The organism is Pannonibacter sp. (assembly GCF_051860505.1).
In the GTDB taxonomy this organism is placed as follows: Bacteria; Pseudomonadota; Alphaproteobacteria; order Rhizobiales; family Stappiaceae; genus Pannonibacter.
Map to the genome: position 1 here is coordinate 20,228 of NZ_JBHYDX010000001.1, position 19,591 is coordinate 39,818.

The window sequence follows — 19,591 nt, forward strand, 5'->3', positions numbered from 1 at the left end:
TGGGGCGGATCATGGACCTGTTTCTTGCCAGTCTTGATATTCTCGCCCGGTGGGATGTTGTCGCGGCGCTTGTTGTGGGCTCGGTCGGTGGCGTCATCGTCGGTGCGATGCCGGGTGTTGGCGCCGCAGTGGCCATCGCGATCCTGCTGCCTGCAACCTTTTCGCTGGAGCCGATTGTCGGCCTGACGGCGCTCCTCGGCATCTATGGTTCATCGATGTTCGGCGGGGCTATCCCGGCGATCCTGATCAACACGCCAGGAACCCCCGTCAACGCACTGACCACCTATGACGGCTATCCGATGACCCGGCGCGGCGAGGCGCGGCGGGCGCTCAGCCTTGCCTATTCGGCCAGCTTCTTTGGCGGCGTCTTTTCAATCCTTTGCCTGATGGCGCTTGCGCCCGTGCTGGCCTCCATCGCGCCGATGTTCGGCGCCCGGGAAATCTTCCTCGCCGCCCTCCTCGGCATTGTTCTCGTTGTGCTGACCCATCGCGGACAGATCCTGGCAGCCGCCATGCTGGTCTGTCTCGGGATCTTCCTCAAGACCGTCGGGCTCGAGGGGACCGCCTACACCCAGCGTTTCACGTTCGGCCAGACCTGGCTGGCTTCGGGCATCGACCTGATCGTTGTCGTGCTTGGGCTGTTTGCCCTGTCCCAGGCCTTCCTGCTCCTCACCCAGCGCGATACGACCTATGACCTGCCGCCGGTCACGGGCAAGTTCCTTCAGGGTCTGTCGGAGCTCTTCAAATACAAGCGCCTCGCCACTGTCGGCTCCAGTTTCGGCGTCCTCTGCGGCATGATCCCGGGTGTTGGCGAGTTCATGTCGCAGTTTTTGTCTTACAGCTATGCGCAGAAGACGTCCAAGACACCGGAGCTGTTCGGCAAGGGCAATCCGGAGGGCATCGTCGCCTCGGAAGCGGCCAACAATTCGGTGCCGCCGGCCGCCATGATCCCGTTGCTGGCGCTGGGCATTCCGGGCGAGGAACTGACCGCCATGATGCTGGCGGTGTTCTATGTCCATAATGTCATCCCTGGCCCGCAGCTGTTCCGGGACCAGATGGACTTCGTGCTGGCGCTCTATATCGCGCTGCTGGCGCTCAATGTTCTCGTCATCCTGTTCCTGATGTCGTCCACCAACATCCTGATGCAGGTGATGCGGATCCCCAGCCGGTTCCTCGGCATGATGATCCTGACGTTCAGCCTGATCGGGGTCTATTCCTTGCGCAATTCCCTGACGGATTGCGCAGTCGCCGCTGGCTTCGGCGTCTTTGGCTTCATCCTCAAGCGACTGGAACTGCCGACATCGCCCGTCATCCTCGGCATTGTCCTTGGCGGGCTGATGGAAACCAAGCTGCGAACGGCGATGGCACGCGTGAAGTCGCCATTCGATTTCATCGATCGTCCCATCGCGTTCATTCTGTTCGCGATGATCCTCCTCGCCATCGGGCTGCACATCACCGCCCATCTGCGCAACCGCGCCAAGGACAAGTCCCATGCTTGATCAGGCCCACATCGACGCCCTGAGACATCGCCCCGTTGCTCCGCAGCAGCTGTTCATTGACGGCCGCGAGGAAGTGGCCGTCGATGGCCGGCGGATGGACGTTGTGTCCCCGCTTGATGGAAAGGTCTTCACCAGTCTGGCGCTGGCTGGCGCGGCCGATGTCAACCGGGCCGTCGCCAGCGCCCGCGCCGCCTTCGAGCGTGGCAGCTGGTCGCGCGCGGCGCCGTCCGAGCGCAAGAAGGTGATGCTGCGCATCGCGGAGGCCATCGAGCGCGACGCGCTGGAGCTGGCCGTCCTTGGCGTGCGCGACAACGGCACCGAGATTTCCATGGCGCTGAAGGCCGAGCCGCTGTCGGCCGCCGCCACCTTCCGCTACTACGGCGAGGCCATCGACAAGGTCTATGGCGAGATCGCGCCGACGGCCGAGGGTGTTCTGGGCCTGGTCCGGCGCGAGGCGCTGGGCGTCGTCGGGGCCATCGTGCCCTGGAACTTCCCGATGATGATCGGGGCGTGGAAACTGGCGCCTGCGCTTGCTGCCGGCAATTCCGTCGTGCTGAAGCCGGCCGAAAGCGCGTCGCTGACGCTGCTCCGCCTTGCCCGCATCTGCGTCGAGGCCGGGCTGCCGGAGGGCGTGCTCAATGTGGTCACCGGCGAGGGGGCGGTCGCCGGCGAGGCGCTGGGTCTCAGCATGGACGTGGACGCACTAGCCTTCACCGGGTCGGGCGGCGTCGGCCGCCGGCTCATGGGCTATGCGGCGCGCTCCAACCTGAAACGGGTGCATCTGGAGCTGGGCGGCAAGTCGCCCAACATCGTCTTCGCCGATGCGCCGGATCTCGGCAAGGCGGCGAAGGCCGCCGCCAATGCGATCTTCCGCAATGCTGGTCAGGTCTGCGTCGCCGGTTCGCGGCTTCTGGTGGAGAACAGCGTGCGCGAGGACTTCCTGGCTGAGCTGGTGAAGGCGACCGAGGCCCTGCGCGTCGATGATCCGCTCGCCGTGACCACCGACATTGGTGCCCTGTCGAGTGCCGAGCATCTTGCCCGCGTCGAGGCGCATCTGGCTCGCGCCACGCAGGAGGGCGCTGAATGCCTCACCGGCGGGACGCGCATCAGGACAGAGACGGGCGGCTATTTCCTGTCGCCGGCGGTGTTTGCCGGCGTCACGCCCGTCATGTCGCTGGCCAGGGCCGAGGTCTTCGGGCCCGTGCTGGCCGTGCAGGGCTTTGACAGCGAGGACGAGGCCGTGCGGCTTGCCAATGACACCGACTATGGCCTCGCTGCAGGGGTCTGGACGGCCAACCTCGGCCGGGCACACCGGATGATTGCCCGGGTCCGTGCCGGGCTCGTGCATGTGAACACCTATGGCGGCTCGGACCTGACCGTGCCGCTCGGCGGCTTCCGCCAGTCCGGCTTTGGCCGGGACAAGTCGCTGCACGCCTTTGACAGCTACACCGATCTCAAGAGCGCCTGGATTTCCCTGACATGACCACCGATCTTGCCTCAACGGCCTTTGCCGCCGACCGCGCTGCCACCATTGACCGCCTGATCGAGGCGGAGCAGGCCCGTTTTGCTGCCCGGCATCCGAAGTCTGCCGCCGCCTGGGCCAGGGGGAGGGAGCACTATCTCTATGGCGGCCCCTCGCACTGGATGCGCCGCTGGGCCGGCGGCTTTCCGGTCTATGCTGAGGCGGCCAGCGGCGCGCGCATCCGGGACATCGATGGTCACGACTATGTCGACTTCTGTCTGGGCGACACCGGCGGCATGTGCGGCCATGCGCCGGAGCCGGTGACCCGGGCCGCCCTGCACCAGCTGCAACGCGGCACCACCATGATGCTGCCGACGCTGGACAGTCTCTGGGTCGGCGAGGAACTTACCCGCCGCTTCGGTCTGCCTTACTGGACGCTGACCACCTCGGCAACCGATGCCAACCGCGGCGCGATCCGCATCGCCCGCATGATCACCGGCCGCGACAAGGTGCTTGTCTTCTCCGGCTGCTATCACGGCGGCGTCGAGGAGGCCCATGTCGAGATCCGCAACGGCAAGATCGGCATGCGCAACATGATCCATCCGAATGCGGTCGACCATGCGGCCGTGTCGCGGGTGGTGGAGTTCAACGATGTCGCGGCGCTGGAACAGGCGCTGAAGGCCGGTGACGTCGCCTGCGTGCTGACCGAGCCGCTGATGACGAATTTCGGCATGATCCCGGTCGAACCCGGTTTCCATGACGCGCTGCGGCGGCGGACGCGCGAGACCGGCACGCTGCTGGTGATCGACGAGACGCACACCATCTCCTGCGGCCCCGGCGGCTACACCGCGCTGCACGGCCTTGAGCCCGACATGCTCGTGGCCGGCAAGGCCATCGCCGGCGGCATTCCGGCCGGGATCTTCGGCCTGAGCCAGGCGGTTGCCGAGCGCATGTGGCAGATCGTGCCCCACGCCAATCCGAAGCTGCGCCAGTCGGCGCATCTGGGCATCGGTGGCACGCTGGCCGGCAATGCGCTGACCGTCGCCACCATGAAGGCGGTGCTGGAAGAAGTGCTCACCGAGGCGAACTACGCCCGCATGATCGCGCTGGCAACGCGGCTGGCCGACGAGGCGCGGGCGTTGATCACGCGCAGCGGCCGGCCCTGGCACGTGACCCAGATCGGCGCGCGCGCGGAGATCATGTTCACGCCGAAGGTGCCGCGTTGCGGTGCCGATGTGATCGCCACGCGGCAGGGCGATCTGGAGACGCTGCTGCATGCCTTCTACATGAACGAGGGCATCCTGGTGACGCCGTTCCACACCATGTTCCTGATGTGCCCGGCCAGCACCGACGAGGATGTGGCGCGGCACACCGAGGTGTTCGCCCGCTTCATCGAGCTCCTTGACCGGGAGGGCATTGCCGGATGACGACGCCCCCCTTCCGCCTCGACGGACAGGTCGCGCTGGTCACCGGCGGCGCGCGCGGCATCGGCGCGGCCATCGTCACGCGACTGGCCGAGGCCGGGGCGCGGGTCATTCTTGCCAATCGCACGCTTGATGTCGCCGAAGAGCTGGCCCGGACGCTCGGCGGACGGGGCCTTTCCGCCGCCGCCGTGCCACTTGCCAACCTGTCGCGGGCCGGGCTCGCCCGGCTCGTGCAGGAGACCGCAGCGCGCGAGGGCCGGCTCGACATCCTGGTGCACAATGCCGGCGGTTGTCCCTGGGCGGGCATCGAGGAGATGACCGAGGATCAGCTGGACGAAGCGCTCGACATCAACCTGAAGGCGGCCGTGTGGCTGACCCAGGCGGCCGTGCCGGGGATGCGGGCGGCCGGCCATGGCCGGCTCCTGTTCACCTCGTCCGTGTCCGCGCGGGTGGCCATGGCCGGCGGGGCGCATTACTCGGCGGCCAAGGCCGGGCTCAATGCCTTCATCCGGGGTGCGGCCTTCGAGCTGGCGCGCAGCGGCATCACGGTGAACGGCGTCGAGCCGGGCTTCATCGCCAAGCCGGGGCGCGGCACGCTGAGCACGCCGGAAAAGCAGGCCGAGATCGGCGCCGCGATCCCCATGGGCCGCATGGGCGAGGCCGACGACATCGCCTGCGCCATGCTCTATCTCGCCTCGCGCGAGGCCAAATACATCACCGGCCAGACCATCGTCGTCGACGGCGGTTCCACCCTGCCGGAGACCGGCTATGCGGTGACGAGCCATTTCGCGGCAGGGGAGGGCGCGGCATGAGCGGCGCATTGTCAGGTCTCACCGCCCTGATCACGGGGGCTGCCACCGGCATGGGGGCGGCAACGGCCGAGCGCTTTGCCGCCGAGGGCGCGCGGCTCGTGCTGTTCGGGCTCGGCGGCAACGCGCTCGACCGGATGGCGGCAACGACCGGCGGCGTTGCCGTGCATGGCGACGTGACCAGCACCGCCGACATCGAGAGGGCGATTGCGGCCTGCGGCGGGCGGCTCGACTGCCTCGTCAATGCCGCCGGCCTCATCGTGCCGGACCGGCCGGACAGCATCGAGGATGCGGTCTGGGAGAGCACGCTTTCGGTAAATCTCACCGGCACCATGATGGTCTGCCGCGCGGCGCTGCCCCTTCTGAAAAGACAAGGCGGCACCATCGTCAACATCGCATCGGTCGCCGCCTTCAACGCCAGCCCGGACAGCGCCAGCTATGCCGCCAGCAAGGCGGGCGTCGTCGCCCTGACCCGGTCGCTTGCCTATGCCCATGGCAGCGACGGCATCCGGGTGAATGCCATCGCGCCGGGCTGGGTGCGCACGCCGATGAGCGAGATGGAGATGGACCTTGCGGCCAGGGCCGCCGGGACCACGCGGGAGGAGGAGTTTGCCGCGCTCACCCGCCGGATCGCGCTTGGCCGCATTGCCGAGCCGGAGGAGATCGCGGCCTGCTGCCTGTTCCTTGCCAGCGCCCAGTCGTCCTTCGTCACGGGCACCGTGCTCGTGGCGGATGGCGGCGGCCGCTCGCCGACCCAGAACAGGGCCGTCTGATGCGTCCGCCGCGTCTCTTCCGGCTGGAGGGGACGGGACGGATCCGGCCCTTGATGCCGGATGAACTTTTGTTTGATCCAGCGTGTAAGGCTCTCAAGCCTGCCTTGAGCTGGACGAGCACCACAAATACGGCTGGGCTGGGGTCTTTTACCCTCGGCCCCCAAGAGCGAAAACCATCCTGGCCACCACTGACGCTGGCCTTCCAAAATCAAGACCAAGTCGCGGCGTCGCTGCCGCCCCAGGGATCTGTCCGGGCCTGTTTCATCTTCAAGTGGGGGGAGGATCACCCATGTCCGTAGTTCACGCCGTCGCCGATCTGGTTCTGACCAACGGCCGCATCTACACGATTGACCCGGCGCGCAGCACTGCTGCGGCGCTGGCCGTGCGCAATGGCCGGATCATCGCCGTCGGCACCGAGGCGGACGTGCGCCCGCACATGGGGCCTGAGACGCAGGTCGTCGATCTCGGCGGCCGTCTGGCGATGCCCGGCATTGTTGACATCCACACGCACATGATGATGGGCGGTCAGGCGGAGCTGTTCGAGCTGCGCTTCGGCAACACGCTGCGCCGCGAGGCCATTCTGGATCAGGTGCGCGCGGCGGCGGAGACGACGCCCGAGGGCAAGTGGATCATCGGCGCGCAATGGGGCAGCGATCTCCTCGCCCTGTTCAACAGCGACGAGTCCCTCGCCCTGCTGGACGCGGCCAGCCTTGGCCGTCCGGTCATGCTGCGCGACGACACCTATCACAACCGCTGGGTCAACACGGCGGCCCTGCGGCTGGCCGGGATCACTGCGGACACCCCCGATCCGGACCAGGGCAGCTTCGGCCGCGACCCGTCGTCCGGCCGCCTCACGGGCATCATGATCGAAGCCGCAGCCGGCCTGATCGAGCGCACCATCGTCGCCAGCGGCCATTACACCGAGGACATGGACCGGGCCGCCGTTGCCCATTCCATCGCCACGCTCAATCAGCATGGCGTGACGGCCTTCCTCGATGCGGCGGCGATGCAGCCCGTGCTGGCGGCGCTGAAGGGACTGGACGATCGCGGCCTGCTGACCGCCTGGGCCAGCGGGGCGATGCCGGTCACCGAACCGTCCTTCCTGTTCGGCGTGGCGGGCGAGGAGCTGTTTGCCCTGCGCGACACGTTCCGCAGTCGGCACGTGCGGCCCGATTTCACCAAGATCTTCCTCGACGGCGTGCCCGGTGCGCGCACCGCGGCCTTCCACGAACCCTACACGCCCGATGCGGTCTTCGGCTGCTGTTTCCGCGGCACGACGCTGGCGACCGTGCCGGAACTGGTGCGCTGGATCGGCCGCTGCGAGGAACTTGGCTTGTCGGTCAAGATCCACTGTGCGGGCGATGCCGCCGTGACCATGGCACTGGACGCGCTGGACGTGGTGCGTTCCTTCAACGGCCCGACGCGGCTGACGCATCACATCGCCCATGCCAGCTACATCCGGGACGCGGACATCCCCCGCTTCCGCGAGCTGGGGATGGGGGCCGACCTGTCGCCCTTCATCTGGTTCCCGACGGCCTTCCTCGAGGGCCACAAGCAGACCATGGGCGTTGAACGCGCCACCCGCTTCTGGCCCAACCGTGACCTGCTCGACGCCGGTGCCCTGATGGCCGGCGGCAGCGACTGGCCGGTGATCCCGAACCCGAACCCCTGGACCGGCATTGAGGGGCTGGTGACGCGCCAGAACCCGCATGGCGATTTCCCGGGCGAGAGCCTGTGGCCGGAGCAGGCGCTCGATATCGCCACCGTGCTGGAGATCTTCACCATCAACTCGGCCCGCATGATGGGTCTGGGCGATGTGGTCGGCTCACTGGAGATCGGCAAGTCGGCTGACATCATTGTCCTCGACCGGGATGTGCTGAGTTGCCCGCCGCGAGAAATCGGCAAGACGCGGGTGCTGCAGACCTGGTTCGAGGGGCGGCTGGTGCATGGCACGGAGGCGCTGGCATGACCAGTGCCGCTCCCCTGCCGCTCACGGTCCTGACCGGCTTCCTCGGGGCAGGCAAGACGACGCTCCTCAACCGGCTCTTGCGCCAGCCGGCGCTGGACGGCACGCTGGCGATCATCAACGAGTTCGGTGCCATCGGCCTCGACCACCTGCTGGTCGAGACGAGCGAGGAACGTTTCGCCCTGCTCGACAACGGCTGCATCTGCTGCACCGTACGGGATGATCTCGTCACCACCCTGACCGAGATCCTCTCCCGGCGCGACACGGGCGAGCTGGCGTCCGTCACCCGCATCCTGATCGAGACCACCGGTCTCGCCGATCCGGTGCCGGTGCTGCATACGCTGCTGGTTGCCCCCGCGCTGTCGGGACGGCTGGCGGTGGAAGGCGTTGTCACGGCCGTCGATGCCGTCAACGGCCTGGCCACCCTCAACGCCCATCCGGAGGCGGTGAAACAGGTCGGCCTTGCCGAGCGTATCGTCATCACCAAAACGGATCTGGCGAGCGACGCCGAGTTGGAGCGCCTGCGCATTGCTCTGGGCCTCATCAATCCGGCCGCGCGGGTGCTGGAGGCCGACATGGGGCATGTTGCGGCCGCGCGTCTCCTCGGCACGGGCTTCGATCCGGACGCGCTCGGCCGGGCTGCCGTCGAATGGTTCGCGTCCGCCACAGCGCCGGCCGGCTTCGTCTGCAGCGATCCGCGGGCAGGCGATCCGGGCCACGTGCATGGTCCGGGCTGCGGCCATCATTTCCCGGCTGGTGTTGTGAGGACCGGACATGCCGGCATCGAGACCCATGCCTTCGTCATCGATGAGCCGCTGTCGTCGCCCGCCTTCTTCCGCTGGCTGGAGTATCTGACCCTGCTCAAGGGCGAGAGCCTGTTGCGGATGAAGGGGCTCGTCGAACTGGACGACGACCGCGACCGTCCGCTGCTGGTGCAGGGCGTGCAGCATGTGCTGCATCCGCCTGTGCGCCTTCCGGCCTGGCCGGACCAGACCCGAGGCACCCGCCTCGTCTTCATCGTGCGCGGCATTGCGCGCGACGTGATCGAGCGAACCCTGGCCCGGTTCGCCGACGTGGATGCGGCCGCCATCAAGAACCCGGCAAGGGACGCGATGGCCGCATCGGGGAACATGGCCGCCTGAACTGCTGTTTCTGGATCAACCGCGATCAACGCGATTGGGAGGGTTATCACATGAAGTCCATTTCGATGCTTCTGGGCGGCGTCGCCCTTGCCGGCCTCGCCGGCCTGTCCGCAACGACCGCTGCCGAGGCGGCCGGTCCCACCTGCAAGGACGGCGTGATCCGTCTGGGTGCCGTCTCCACCATCACCGGCCCGGCCGACTTCAGCGAGGTTCCCGAGGCTGCCGCTGCCGTCTTCGATGCAGTCAATGCCAAGGGTGGGCTCAACGGCTGCAAGATCGAGTACACGATTTCCGACGACAAGGCCGATCCGGCCGTGGCGGCCCAGGCGGCGCGCGATCTCATCGACAACAAGGAAGTGGTGGCTCTGGTCGGCTCGGGCAGCCTGCTCGACTGCGCCGTCAACGCCACCACCTACAAGCGCAAGGGCGTCCTGTCGGTGCAGGGCCTTGGCGTCGACGCCGCCTGCTTCAATGCTCCGTCGGTTGCCCCGGTCAACGTCGGGCCCTATACGCTCTCGACCGCGATGGCCTATTACGCCACTAACCAGCTCAAGGCCGAGAAGGTTTGCGCCTTCTTCATCATCATCGGCGGCACCCAGGAAGCCTATAAGGGCGCCATCGAGACCTGGGAAAAGATCTCGGGCAAGAAGATCCACCTGCTCGACATGACCCTGCCGTTCCAGGGGGACCTGACGCCCTATGTCATCAAGGCGCGCGATGCGGGCTGTGATGCGGTGATCCAGAATGCGGTCGAGCCGGGCGTGGTGCAGTGGGTGAAGACTGCGGACGCGCAGAAGATCACCGGCATCAACTGGCTGTTCCTTGCCCCCGGCTACACCCAGGAAGTCGCCAAGGCGCTGGCCGACAGCACTCAGCCGGTCTACGTCGGCACCGAGTGGGAGCCCTTCACGGAAACCGGGTCTGCGGCCAACAAGGACTGGATCGCCACCATGACGGCGGCCGGCAAGCCGCTGACGGCCTTCTCCCAGGGCGGCTATCTCGCCGCCACGGTGATGCTGGATGTCCTCTCCGGCATCAACGGAGAGGTGACGCGCGAGAGCGTGACCGAAGCCCTGCAGAAGATGCAGCCGAAGCCTTATGAGCTGGCCGGCACGCCTTACGTCTTTGGTGAGGGGGACCGTCACGCCCCGATGCAGGCGACCAAGGTGATGAAGCTCGACAAGGGCAAGTGGACCGTCGAGACGCCGGACTGGGTCGTTCTCCCGTCCGCCAACTGACCGACACCGGTGGCACGGCGTTCGCCGTGCCACCGTCCTGCAGCGGGAACACTTGCCATGAATGCGCTTCTCACCTCGGCCGTGGCCGGGCTGACTGCCGCCGGCGCCTATGCGCTGCTCGGGGTCTGCGCGGTCTTCACCTTCCGTCTCGTCGCCGTGGTCAACTTCACCGGCGCGGCCATCGGCACCGCCGGAACCTTTTCCATGATCGGCTTCATCTCCCTCGGCGTGCCCCTGTGGCCGGCCGTGGTGCTTGGCATTCTTGTCGGCACGCTGGCCGGCGCGCTCATCGGCCTTGTCATGACGCAGTGGTTCTCGGAAGCCACCGCGACCACGAAGGCGGCGGTCACGGCGGCCCTGCTGGTCGGCATTGTCGCACTGGGGCTGCGGCTCACCGGCGGCCAGAGCCCAAAAGAGTTCCCGACCCTGTTCCCCGGCTCCGCCTTCCGTCTGGCGGGGGTGGAGGTGACGGTTGCCTCCGTCCTCACCGTCGTGTTGGCGCTGGTGTTCACCCTGCTTGCCGACGCCTTCCTCAACCGCACCCGTACGGGCCTGCACCTGCGCGCCCTGTCGGAACGGCCCATGGCGGCCGAACTCTTGGGCGTGCGCGTGCGGATCCTCGCCCTGCTGGTCTGGGCGGTGACGGGGGCCTTCACCACTTTTGCGCTGATGATCATCGCGCCGCAGCGCTCGCCCGACTTCATGTCGCTGTCGCTGCTGGTGGTTCCCGCCCTGGCGGCGGCACTGGTCGGGGCCTTCCGCTCCTTTCCGCTGGCGCTGGCCGGTGGTCTCACGATCGGCCTCGTCGAGGGCATGAGCAGTGCCATCGACGGCATCAGCCAGTACCGGGGCATCCTGCCCTTCTTCGTCATCCTGGCCGTTCTTCTGTGGTCGCAACGTGGAGCCCGCTGGGATGAAGCGCGCTGATCTCACCTCCTGCCTCGCCCTTGTCGTCACCACCGCCGTGGCCGGCCTTGCGGTCTACGGCCTGCTGCCGGCCTACTGGGTGTTCCTCGCCACCGCCGTCATCATCACGGCGATCTCGCTGCAGGGCCTCGGTCTGGTGACAGGCCGAGCGGGCATGATCGCCCTGTGCCAGATGTCCTTTGCAGGTGTCGGCGCCTGGACCGTCGGCTGGCTCAATGTCGTCGAGGCTCCGGGCGGCCTGCCGGTCTGGGTTGTGCTCGGCGGTCTGGCGGCGGTGCCGTTCGGCGTCGCCATCGGCCTGCCGGCCCTGCGCCTGCGCGGCATCAACCTCGCCATCGTCACGCTCGCCTTTGCGGCGGCCTTCGACGTGATCCTGGCGACGATCACCTTCCCCGGACAGACGAGCTTCCTGTCGGTTGCCCGGCCGGAGCTGTTCGACAGCGACGAGGGCTACTTCGTCTTTGCGCTGCTGTTCTATCTGGCGGTCGCGCTCGGCCTCTCCGTCCTGTCGCGCTCCCGGCTCGGCAGCGCCTTCCTCGCCATCCGCCACTCCGAGCGGGCCGCAGCGGCGCTCGGCGTGTCGATCCCGCTGACCAAACTGTCGGCCTTCGCGATCTCGGCCTTCATCGCCGGGCTGTCGGGCGGGCTGCTGGCTGGCTATCTCGGCACGCTCGTCTCGGAAAACTTCTCGATGATGCAGTCGCTGGCGCTGTTTGCGGTCGCCACCATGGCCGGTGCCCAGCTGGCCGAGGGCGCGATCATCGGCGGCATGCTGGTGACGCTGTTCCCTGAGCTGCTGCGCCGCCTCGGCCTGCCGCAGGATGTCGGCAACGTGCTCTTTGCCCTTGGGGCGGTGCAGGCGCTGGCCAGCGGCGAGACCATGGCCGAGACCTTGCGGCGCACTCTTGCCAGCCTGTCTGCACGGCTCGGACTGCCGCGCTTGGCACCGTCCGCACTCGTTGGTACCGTTCTGCCTGCTCCCCGCAGCCGGCGCGACCCGGCGGCGGGCCCGACGCTGGTCATCGACCGGCTCGGCGTGCGCTACGGGCAGGTCGTCGCGCTGTCGAACGTCAGCCTGAGCGTGCCGGCCGGAACCGTGGTCGGGCTGATCGGCCCCAACGGCGCCGGCAAGTCCACCTTCATCGACGCGGTCACCGGGTTCCTCCCGGCCTACGAGGGGTCGGTGCGGCTGGAAGGGCGGCCGCTTGAAGGACTTGCCGCCCATGAGCGCGCACGCCTCGGTGTTCGCCGCACCTGGCAGACCACCCGCATTCCGCCCGATCTCTCGGTGGGGGCCTATCTCGATCTCGCCGCGCCTGGTCTGAGCCCCGAGGAAAGCGCCGCCGTGCTGGCCTGGATCGGCTGTCCTTCGCCTGACACCCTGGTGCAGGCGGTGGATGCCGGTACCCGGCGGCTGCTGGACGTGGCCGGGGTCGTCGCCGCGCGGCCGGCGGTGGTGCTCCTCGACGAGCCGGCGGCCGGCCAGTCCTATGACCAGGCGCTGCGGCTTGCGCAGCGTATTGCCGAGATCCCGAAGCTGTTCGGCTCGTCCGTGCTCCTGGTGGAACATGACATGGATCTGGTGCGCGGGGCCTGCTCGCAGATCACGGTCTGCGACTTCGGCCAGGTCATCGCCTCCGGTCCGCCAGCGCATGTGCTGGAGGAGCCCGTTGTGAAGAAGGCCTATCTCGGCATTGCCCTGGAGGAGGACGCGGCATGACCAACACACTCGACGTCTCCGGCCTCGTCATCAACCGCGCCGGTCTGCCGGTGGTGCGCGGGGTCAGCCTGTCTGCCGATAAGGGGCGGATCAGCGTGTTGCTCGGTGCCAATGGGGCCGGCAAGACGACGCTGCTGGAGGGGCTGTCGGGCATCATCCCGACATTCGGGGGCGACATTGCCCTCAATGGCCGGACGATGACCGCCGCCCGCGCCGGTGAGCGGGCCCGGGCCGGGCTCTCCCATGTCGAACAGGGACGGAGCGTGTTCCGCCAGCTCTCGACCGAGGAGAACCTGCTTGTCGGCATGGCACCGGGCGCTGATATCGCTGAAGCCTATGACCTCTTTCCAGAGCTGCTCACCCGGCGCGGCGTCAGGGCTGGGCTCCTGTCCGGCGGCGAACAGCAGATGCTGGTGATCGCCCGCTCGCTGCTCACCCGTCCCGAGGTGATCCTGATCGACGAGATGTCGGCAGGCCTTGCTCCGGTCGTGGTGCAACGGCTGATGGCGGCGGTGCGAAGGCTGGCGGATGCCGGCCTTGCCATCCTGCTGGTGGAACAATTCGCGGCGCTGGCGCTCAGGATCGCCGACCATGCCTATGTCATGCGGCGGGGCGAGCTGGTCTATGACGGTCTGCCGCAGCCGCTGCTGGCTGATCCGGACCGTCTGCATCATCTCTACCTGGGGGATGTCCAGACCGCCTGAACCGGCACATTTCCATGGGAAACGGGTGGTCCAGCGGCTTCAGGGCAGCGTAGACCCATCATGAGCACGTTAAGCCCACGTTCCACCATTGCGATCATCGGTGCCGGTATGGCCGGCCTCGCGGCCGCCCTGCGTCTCGATGCGGCGGGATACACCTGCCGCATCTTCGAAAAAAGCCGTGGTGTCGGCGGGCGCCTTGCGACCCGGCGGGCCGGCGATTTCCGGTTTGACCACGGTGCGCAGTTTTTCACCGCGCGTGGCACGTCGTTTCGCAAGGCGATCGCCAAATGGTCTGGCGAAGGCTTCGTCGCACCCTGGTTCGAGGACAGTTATGTTGGCGTGCCGGCCATTGGTGCGCCGGTCCGGGCCATGGCGAACCGGTTCGAGGTGGTGCTGGAAACTCAGATCACCGCGCTGCAGTCGGTCGAGGGGGGCTGGCTCCTGCATGACGCCTTGGGAACGGTCCATGGTGGTGCAGGCCAGCCGTTTGCTGGTGTGGTTCTTGCTCTGCCCGCACCTCAGGCGATCCCGCTTGCCGAAAGCGCCGGGGCGTCGTTTCCGGGCTTGCAGGAGGTGCGCTACGCGCCGTGCTGGACCCTGATGGCGGCCTTCGAAGAGGTGCTTCCGGGCCCGGACAGGTATTCGTTCCCGGAAGGTCCCCTCTCCTGGCTCGCCCGCAATTCAGCCAAACCCGGGCGGGATCCAGTCCCCGAGGCCTGGGTTATCCATGCCTCGCCGGCTTGGTCGCGGGAACATCTGGAGCTGTCTGCAGACGAAGTTGCTCCCTTGTTGTGGCAGGAGGCCCGCTCGGTACTGGCAACCCATGCAGAGCCTGGCTTCATGGCCGCGCACCGCTGGCGCTATGCCCGGGTCGAGCAGACTGCTCCGCAGCCCTTTGTCTGGGATGCCGATCTGCGCATAGGGGCCTGCGGCGACTGGGGGCTTGGTCCCCGGGTCGAGGCGGCCTTTGACAGCGGCGAGGGCCTTGCCCGGATCATGGCGTCGAGCCTGTCCCAGATCCGTACCGCAGCCGAATAAACCTGGCGGATTTGTCGAAGCTTCATGGTCGTGCCATGAACCTCGCCTAGCGCTGTCGGCGAGGCGGAGAAGGTACATGGAAGCAACTGTCGATCTCGTTCGGGCTCTCGTTGCCGAGCAGTTCCCGCAATGGTCCCATCTGGCCGTTGAACCTGTGCCACAGGGCGGGTGGTGCAATCGGACGTTTCGGCTCGGTCCGGACATGCTGGTTCGTCTGCCGAGTGCAGACCGCTATGCGTCGCAGATCCCGAAGGAATGCGAGCTGCTGCCGCAGCTTGCCTGCCATCTGCCACTCGGTATTCCTCCCGTGCGGGGTCTCGGGCAGCCTTCCCTCGGATATCCTTTCCCCTGGAGCATTCTTGACTGGATTGACGGCGACCGACTGCCGCTCGATGGTTCCGTCGAGCTGAATGCCATGGCAACGGATCTCGGGGCCTTTCTGAAGGCCCTGCAGGTGGCCCCAGTCGAAGGGCCGCCTCCGGGTCCGCATAATTTCTGGCGCGGCGGTCCACTTGCGACCTATGACCGGGAAACGCGCGATGCCCTTGTCCGCCTTGGAAACAAGGTACCTGGCGGGACTTGCCTGGCATTGTGGGAGGAGGCGCTCGACACGCCGTTTTCCGGCCCGGATGTCTGGCTGCATGGCGACATCAGTCCGGCAAACCTTCTGGTGCGCGACGACCGGCTCGCCGCCGTGATCGATTTTGGCAACTGCGCCGTCGGCGATCCGGCATGTGACTATTCGATTGCCTGGACGAGCCTGCCGCCTGCAGCCCGGCGCCGCTTGCGCCAGTCTGTCGGAGGTGATGCCGGCACCTGGCTCCGGGCCCGTGGCTGGGCGCTCTGGAAGGCGCTGATCTCGCTGGCGGGAGAGCCTGGCAATCTGGGCGAGGCGCAGCACCGGGCGACCTTGCAGGCCATTCTCGACGATCCGGTGTTCTGATTGCCGCTCAGTCCTGATCCGGGGCTGCGCCGATGAGCACCTTGGTGCCACGCACCGCGAGCAGTGTGTTCAGTTCCGCCGGTATTGGCGCATCGCAGACGACATGGCTCACATCACTGATGTGGCCCCCGCGTACATGGGCGGCGCGGCCGAACTTGCTGTGGTCGAGCACAAGCAGCGACTGCCGGCAATTGGCCAGAATCGCCTGACGGGCCGCGACTTCCTCTTCGTGGAAGTCGAGCAACGTGCCGTCTTCGTCGACACCGGCCACGCCGAAGATGCCGAAGTCGACCTTGTAGCTGGCAAAGAAGTCCTGCGTCCCGGCCCCCAGAATGTCCCGGTCGCCTGAGCGAAGGCGGCCGCCGGCAATGGTGACGTCGACCGTGGGGTTCTCGGATGCGGTGAAGGCAACGTTCAGGTTGTTGGTGAAGACCTTCAGCCCCGTATGCCGGATCAGCGCCTGCATGACGATTTCCGGCGTGGTGCCAATGGAAAAGGCCACGGAAGCGCCATCGGGGATCAGTGTTGCAACGTGGTTTGCGATCAGGCGCTTGGCCGGCAGGTTGAGGATGCGGCGGGTGCTGTAGTGAACATTTCCGGTCGGGACCGGAGGTTCCACACCGCCATGGGTGCGCCGAAGGATCCCCAGTTCGCACAGGCGGTTGACATCGCGGCGAATGGTCTGGGTGGTGACATCAAACCGCTCGGCGAGACTGTCAACCGACATGAAGCCGTTGGCCTGCACGAGATCGGCGATTTCCGCCTGCCGCTCCGAGATGTCGCCTTGCCCCAGCATCGCTATTGTCATTCCCGATTGCCGCTCATCCCGCTGGTTCGCCTGCCGTGCCAGAAGCGTGGCTTGCACAACCCATATGCCCATTCATCCGCATGACAGGAGTAATTGGCTCATATGAAACTAGAACGACGTTCATATGAACATAAAATGACAGGGGCCGCCATCGCTGTTTCGGCAGTCCCGGTCGTGGGTCTGGTCCCGATACGACATGGGCATGCCGCAAAACTAACCGTCGCTGTTTAAATAATCACCTTGACCGGAAGGGGCGGCAGTCCCTACGTTTTTTTGACCATTTGGTCAGCATGCGTCGGCTGTGGCGGAAGGCGTCAAGCCGTGGCAGGCTGTCGATGGATACCGCGTCCTGCGGAACAGTCAAGAGAATGGACCCGGGCAAAACCGGGCCGGAAGGGGAATGGCAACAGGAAGGCTGCATCATCGCCGGCACATTTGAACAGGTCCTGGCAACCGGACCGGCTCTGCGTGTCGCGACACTGCCCCTGCTCCATGATCCCCCGCTTTCCAGAACCGGCGGCGAAAATCGTCGGCAGATCAAGAGGAGAAGGGGAATGGCGAATTTCGCAGTAAGGGCCCTGGCAGCAGCCACGATGCTCGCAGGCGTTCTGTCTGCTGGTGCGGCGTCCGCGGCCGACCAGCTTACCCTGCAGCTTAAGTGGGTGACCCAGGGCCAGTTTGCCGGATACTACGTGGCCAAGGACAAGGGCTTTTATGAAGCTGAAGGGCTGGACGTCACGATCAAGCCGGGCGGCCCGGACATTGCCCCGCCGCAGGTGATCGCCGGTGGTGGCGCAGACGTCATCATCGACTGGATGCCGTCGGCGCTTGCCTCGCGCGAAAAGGGCGTGGCGCTCGTCAACATTGCCCAGCCGTTCAAGAAGTCCGGCATGATGCTGACCTGCCGCAAGGACACTGGCATCACGTCTCCGGCTGATCTCAAGGGCAAGACCCTCGGCGTCTGGTTTTTTGGCAATGAATATCCGTTCCTGTCCTGGATGAGCCAGCTCGGCCTGTCGACAGCAGGCGGAGCGGATGGCGTGACGGTTCTGAAACAGGGCTTCAACGTCGACCCGCTGCTGCAGAAGCAGGCGGATTGCATTTCGACGATGACCTACAACGAGTACTGGCAGGTCATTGACGCTGGCATTTCGCCGGATGACCTTGTGGTCTTCAAGTATGAAGACCAGGGTGTCGCGACCCTCGAAGACGGTCTCTACGTGCTGGAGAGCACGCTGCAGGATCCGGCCATGGTCGACAAATACGCCCGCTTCGTGCGTGCCTCGATGAAGGGCTGGGCTTATGCGGCTGAAAACCCGGACGAGGCGGCCGACATCGTGCTCGAAAACGATGCGTCGGGTGCCCAGACCGAAAAGCACCAGAAGCGCATGGTCGGCGAAATCGTCAAGCTGGTTGACGGCTCTGACGGCAAGCTCGACATGACCGCCTATGAGCGCACCGTCAAGTCGCTGCTGTCCGGCGGCTCGGATCCGGTGATCTCCAAGGAGCCCTCGGGCGCGACCACGACGGCCGTGACCGACAAGCTCTGAGCTGAAACAAAAAGGCCCCGCCCGGGTTACGGGCGGGGCCTTTTCTGAACTGACGCCTGTACCACGCTGTCCCGGCCTTGTGCCGGGACCCGTTGTGGACACTCGGACCTTCGTCTTTGTTCTCGTCATCGGCAAGCGTCCTGCCTCACGAGAGATCCAGCTTCAACGTTGCGCCGCTCCGGAAACAGCACCAGGTCCCGGCACAAGGCCGGGACGGTGCGGAGGAAGCGCGGATCGGGCCCGCGAGCTCGACGTTCAAGCAACCGTTTGATTACACAAACAGGTTGACCAGGCTTTCCAGATATTCCTGGCGGCCCGACTTCGGCTGAGGCTCGAGGTTGGCCCCGTGCACGCGGTCGGCCAGGGCTTCCAGCGTCACGTTCCCCTTCAGGATCTCGGCGTTCTCCGGCTTGCCCCAACCGGCGTAGCGGTCCTTGACGAAGCCGCCGAGACGGCCATCCTCGATCATGGCAGCGGCCGCCAGCAGGCCGCGCGCGATGGCGTCGGCCGAGCCGACATGGGCCTGGATCAGGTCGATCGCGTCGATCGACTGACGACGGATCTTGCTGTCGAAGTTGGTGCCGCCGGTGGTGAAGCCGCCACCTTTCAGGATCTCGTAATAGGCCAGCGCCATCTCCGGCACGTTCATGGCGAACTGGTCCGTGTCCCAGCCCGACTGATAGTCGTTCCGGTTCATGTCGACCGAGCCGAAGATGCCCAACGCGTTTGCAAGCGCCAGCTCATGCTCGAAGGAGTGGCCGGCAAGGATTGCGTGGCCCTGTTCAATGTTGACCTTGACCTCGTTCTCCAGGCCATAGGCCTTGAGGAAACCGAAGACCGTGGCGACGTCGAAGTCATACTGGTGCTTGGTCGGCTCCTGCGGCTTGGGTTCGATCAGGATCGTGCCCTTGAAGCCGATGCGGTGCTTGTACTCCACAACCATGGTCAGGAAGCGGCCGAGCTGGTCCAGTTCGCGCTTCAGATCGGTGTTGAGCAGGGTCTCATAGCCCTCACGGCCGCCCCACAGCACGTAGTTCGCGCCACCGAGGCGATGCGTCACGTCCATCGCGTTCTTCACCTGGGCCGCGCCATAGGCGAAGACATCCGGGTCCGGGTTGGTTGCGGCGCCACCCATGAAGCGGCGGTTGGAGAACAGGTTTGCCGTACCCCAGAGCAGCTTGACGCCGCTGTCCGCCATCTTGCGCTCGAAGATGTCGGCGATGGCGTTCACATTGGCGTTGCTCTCGGCCAGCGTTGCGCCTTCCGGCGCGATGTCGCGGTCGTGGAACGTGAAGAACGGCATGTCCAGCAGCTGGAACATCTCGAAGGCGACATCCGCCTTGAGCTTTGCCTGTGCCATCGGATCTCCGGCAGCCATCCACTTGCGCTGGAACGTATCGCCGCCGAACGGGTCACCACCCGGCCAGCAGAAGGAATGCCAGTAGCAGATGGCCAGACGCAGGTGGTCTTCCATGCGCTTGCCCAGGACCATGCGGTCCTTGTCGTAATAGCGATACCCGTAGGGGTCGCGAGCGTCCGGGCCGACAAAGCGGACCGGCTCCAGGCCGTCGAAAAATCCAGTGGCCAC

At 66.3% G+C, this 19,591-nt stretch carries 16 protein-coding genes; 14 read left to right on the forward strand and 2 right to left on the reverse strand.

Annotation, left to right across the window (positions count from 1 at the left end; genetic code table 11):
• The first annotated feature begins 11 nt into the window (after positions 1-11).
• The 13 genes from ACTIFE_RS00110 to ACTIFE_RS00170 all read left to right on the forward strand — a co-directional run bounded on the left by ACTIFE_RS00110 (position 12) and on the right by ACTIFE_RS00170 (position 15,645).
• Positions 12-1,499: a tripartite tricarboxylate transporter permease gene (locus tag ACTIFE_RS00110; protein WP_439527131.1), complete on the forward strand. Its 1,488-nt coding sequence runs from the start codon at positions 12-14 to the stop codon at positions 1,497-1,499.
• Positions 1,492-2,982 carry an aldehyde dehydrogenase gene (locus ACTIFE_RS00115; protein WP_439527132.1) on the forward strand — a complete coding sequence of 497 codons (1,491 nt, stop codon included), beginning with the start codon at positions 1,492-1,494 and terminating at the stop codon, positions 2,980-2,982. Before ACTIFE_RS00110 ends, ACTIFE_RS00115 begins: the two co-directional genes overlap by 8 nt.
• Entirely contained in the window at positions 2,979-4,388 is a 1,410-nt protein-coding gene (locus tag ACTIFE_RS00120; RefSeq protein WP_439527133.1) for a transaminase, read from the forward strand. Before ACTIFE_RS00115 ends, ACTIFE_RS00120 begins: the two co-directional genes overlap by 4 nt.
• Positions 4,385-5,197 carry an SDR family NAD(P)-dependent oxidoreductase gene (locus tag ACTIFE_RS00125; protein ID WP_439527134.1) on the forward strand — a complete coding sequence of 271 codons (813 nt, stop codon included), beginning with the start codon at positions 4,385-4,387 and terminating at the stop codon, positions 5,195-5,197. Before ACTIFE_RS00120 ends, ACTIFE_RS00125 begins: the two co-directional genes overlap by 4 nt.
• Positions 5,194-5,967 (forward strand): SDR family NAD(P)-dependent oxidoreductase, encoded by a 774-nt coding sequence (locus ACTIFE_RS00130; RefSeq protein ID WP_439527135.1) that lies wholly within the window; start codon positions 5,194-5,196, stop codon positions 5,965-5,967. Before ACTIFE_RS00125 ends, ACTIFE_RS00130 begins: the two co-directional genes overlap by 4 nt.
• Before the next feature lie 289 nt (positions 5,968-6,256).
• Positions 6,257-7,936, forward strand: a complete 1,680-nt coding sequence (locus ACTIFE_RS00135) for an amidohydrolase (RefSeq protein WP_439527136.1) — start codon at positions 6,257-6,259, stop codon at positions 7,934-7,936.
• Entirely contained in the window at positions 7,933-9,075 is a 1,143-nt protein-coding gene (locus ACTIFE_RS00140; protein ID WP_439527137.1) for a CobW family GTP-binding protein, read from the forward strand. Before ACTIFE_RS00135 ends, ACTIFE_RS00140 begins: the two co-directional genes overlap by 4 nt.
• Before the next feature lie 50 nt (positions 9,076-9,125).
• Complete coding sequence (locus ACTIFE_RS00145; protein ID WP_439527138.1) at positions 9,126-10,313, forward strand: ABC transporter substrate-binding protein; 1,188 nt, start codon at positions 9,126-9,128, stop codon at positions 10,311-10,313.
• Positions 10,314-10,370: 57 nt separating this feature from the next.
• Positions 10,371-11,240 (forward strand): branched-chain amino acid ABC transporter permease, encoded by an 870-nt coding sequence (locus ACTIFE_RS00150; RefSeq protein WP_439527139.1) that lies wholly within the window; start codon positions 10,371-10,373, stop codon positions 11,238-11,240.
• A complete protein-coding gene (locus ACTIFE_RS00155; RefSeq protein WP_439527140.1) occupies positions 11,227-12,960 on the forward strand; it encodes a branched-chain amino acid ABC transporter ATP-binding protein/permease in 1,734 nt (577 codons plus the stop codon). The genes ACTIFE_RS00150 and ACTIFE_RS00155 overlap by 14 nt, the downstream gene beginning before the upstream one ends.
• Positions 12,957-13,664: an ABC transporter ATP-binding protein gene (locus tag ACTIFE_RS00160; protein WP_439527141.1), complete on the forward strand. Its 708-nt coding sequence runs from the start codon at positions 12,957-12,959 to the stop codon at positions 13,662-13,664. Before ACTIFE_RS00155 ends, ACTIFE_RS00160 begins: the two co-directional genes overlap by 4 nt.
• 60 nt (positions 13,665-13,724) lie before the next feature.
• On the forward strand, positions 13,725-14,702 hold the full coding sequence (locus ACTIFE_RS00165; protein ID WP_439527142.1) for an NAD(P)/FAD-dependent oxidoreductase: 978 nt from the start codon (positions 13,725-13,727) through the stop codon (positions 14,700-14,702).
• 76 nt (positions 14,703-14,778) lie between these two features.
• Positions 14,779-15,645, forward strand: coding sequence for an aminoglycoside phosphotransferase family protein (locus ACTIFE_RS00170; protein WP_439527143.1), 867 nt, complete (start codon positions 14,779-14,781; stop codon positions 15,643-15,645).
• A 7-nt stretch (positions 15,646-15,652) separates the two neighbouring features.
• Here ACTIFE_RS00170 and ACTIFE_RS00175 read toward each other — a convergent pair whose 3' ends face one another.
• Positions 15,653-16,453 carry a DeoR/GlpR family DNA-binding transcription regulator gene (locus tag ACTIFE_RS00175; protein ID WP_439527144.1) on the reverse strand — a complete coding sequence of 267 codons (801 nt, stop codon included), beginning with the start codon at positions 16,451-16,453 and terminating at the stop codon, positions 15,653-15,655.
• A 593-nt stretch (positions 16,454-17,046) separates the two neighbouring features.
• Between ACTIFE_RS00175 and ACTIFE_RS00180 the strand changes: the two genes are divergently transcribed.
• Positions 17,047-18,003, forward strand: coding sequence for an ABC transporter substrate-binding protein (locus ACTIFE_RS00180; protein ID WP_439527363.1), 957 nt, complete (start codon positions 17,047-17,049; stop codon positions 18,001-18,003).
• A gap of 271 nt (positions 18,004-18,274) precedes the next feature.
• Here ACTIFE_RS00180 and xylA read toward each other — a convergent pair whose 3' ends face one another.
• A complete protein-coding gene (xylA, locus tag ACTIFE_RS00185) occupies positions 18,275-19,591 on the reverse strand; it encodes a xylose isomerase (protein WP_439527145.1) in 1,317 nt (438 codons plus the stop codon).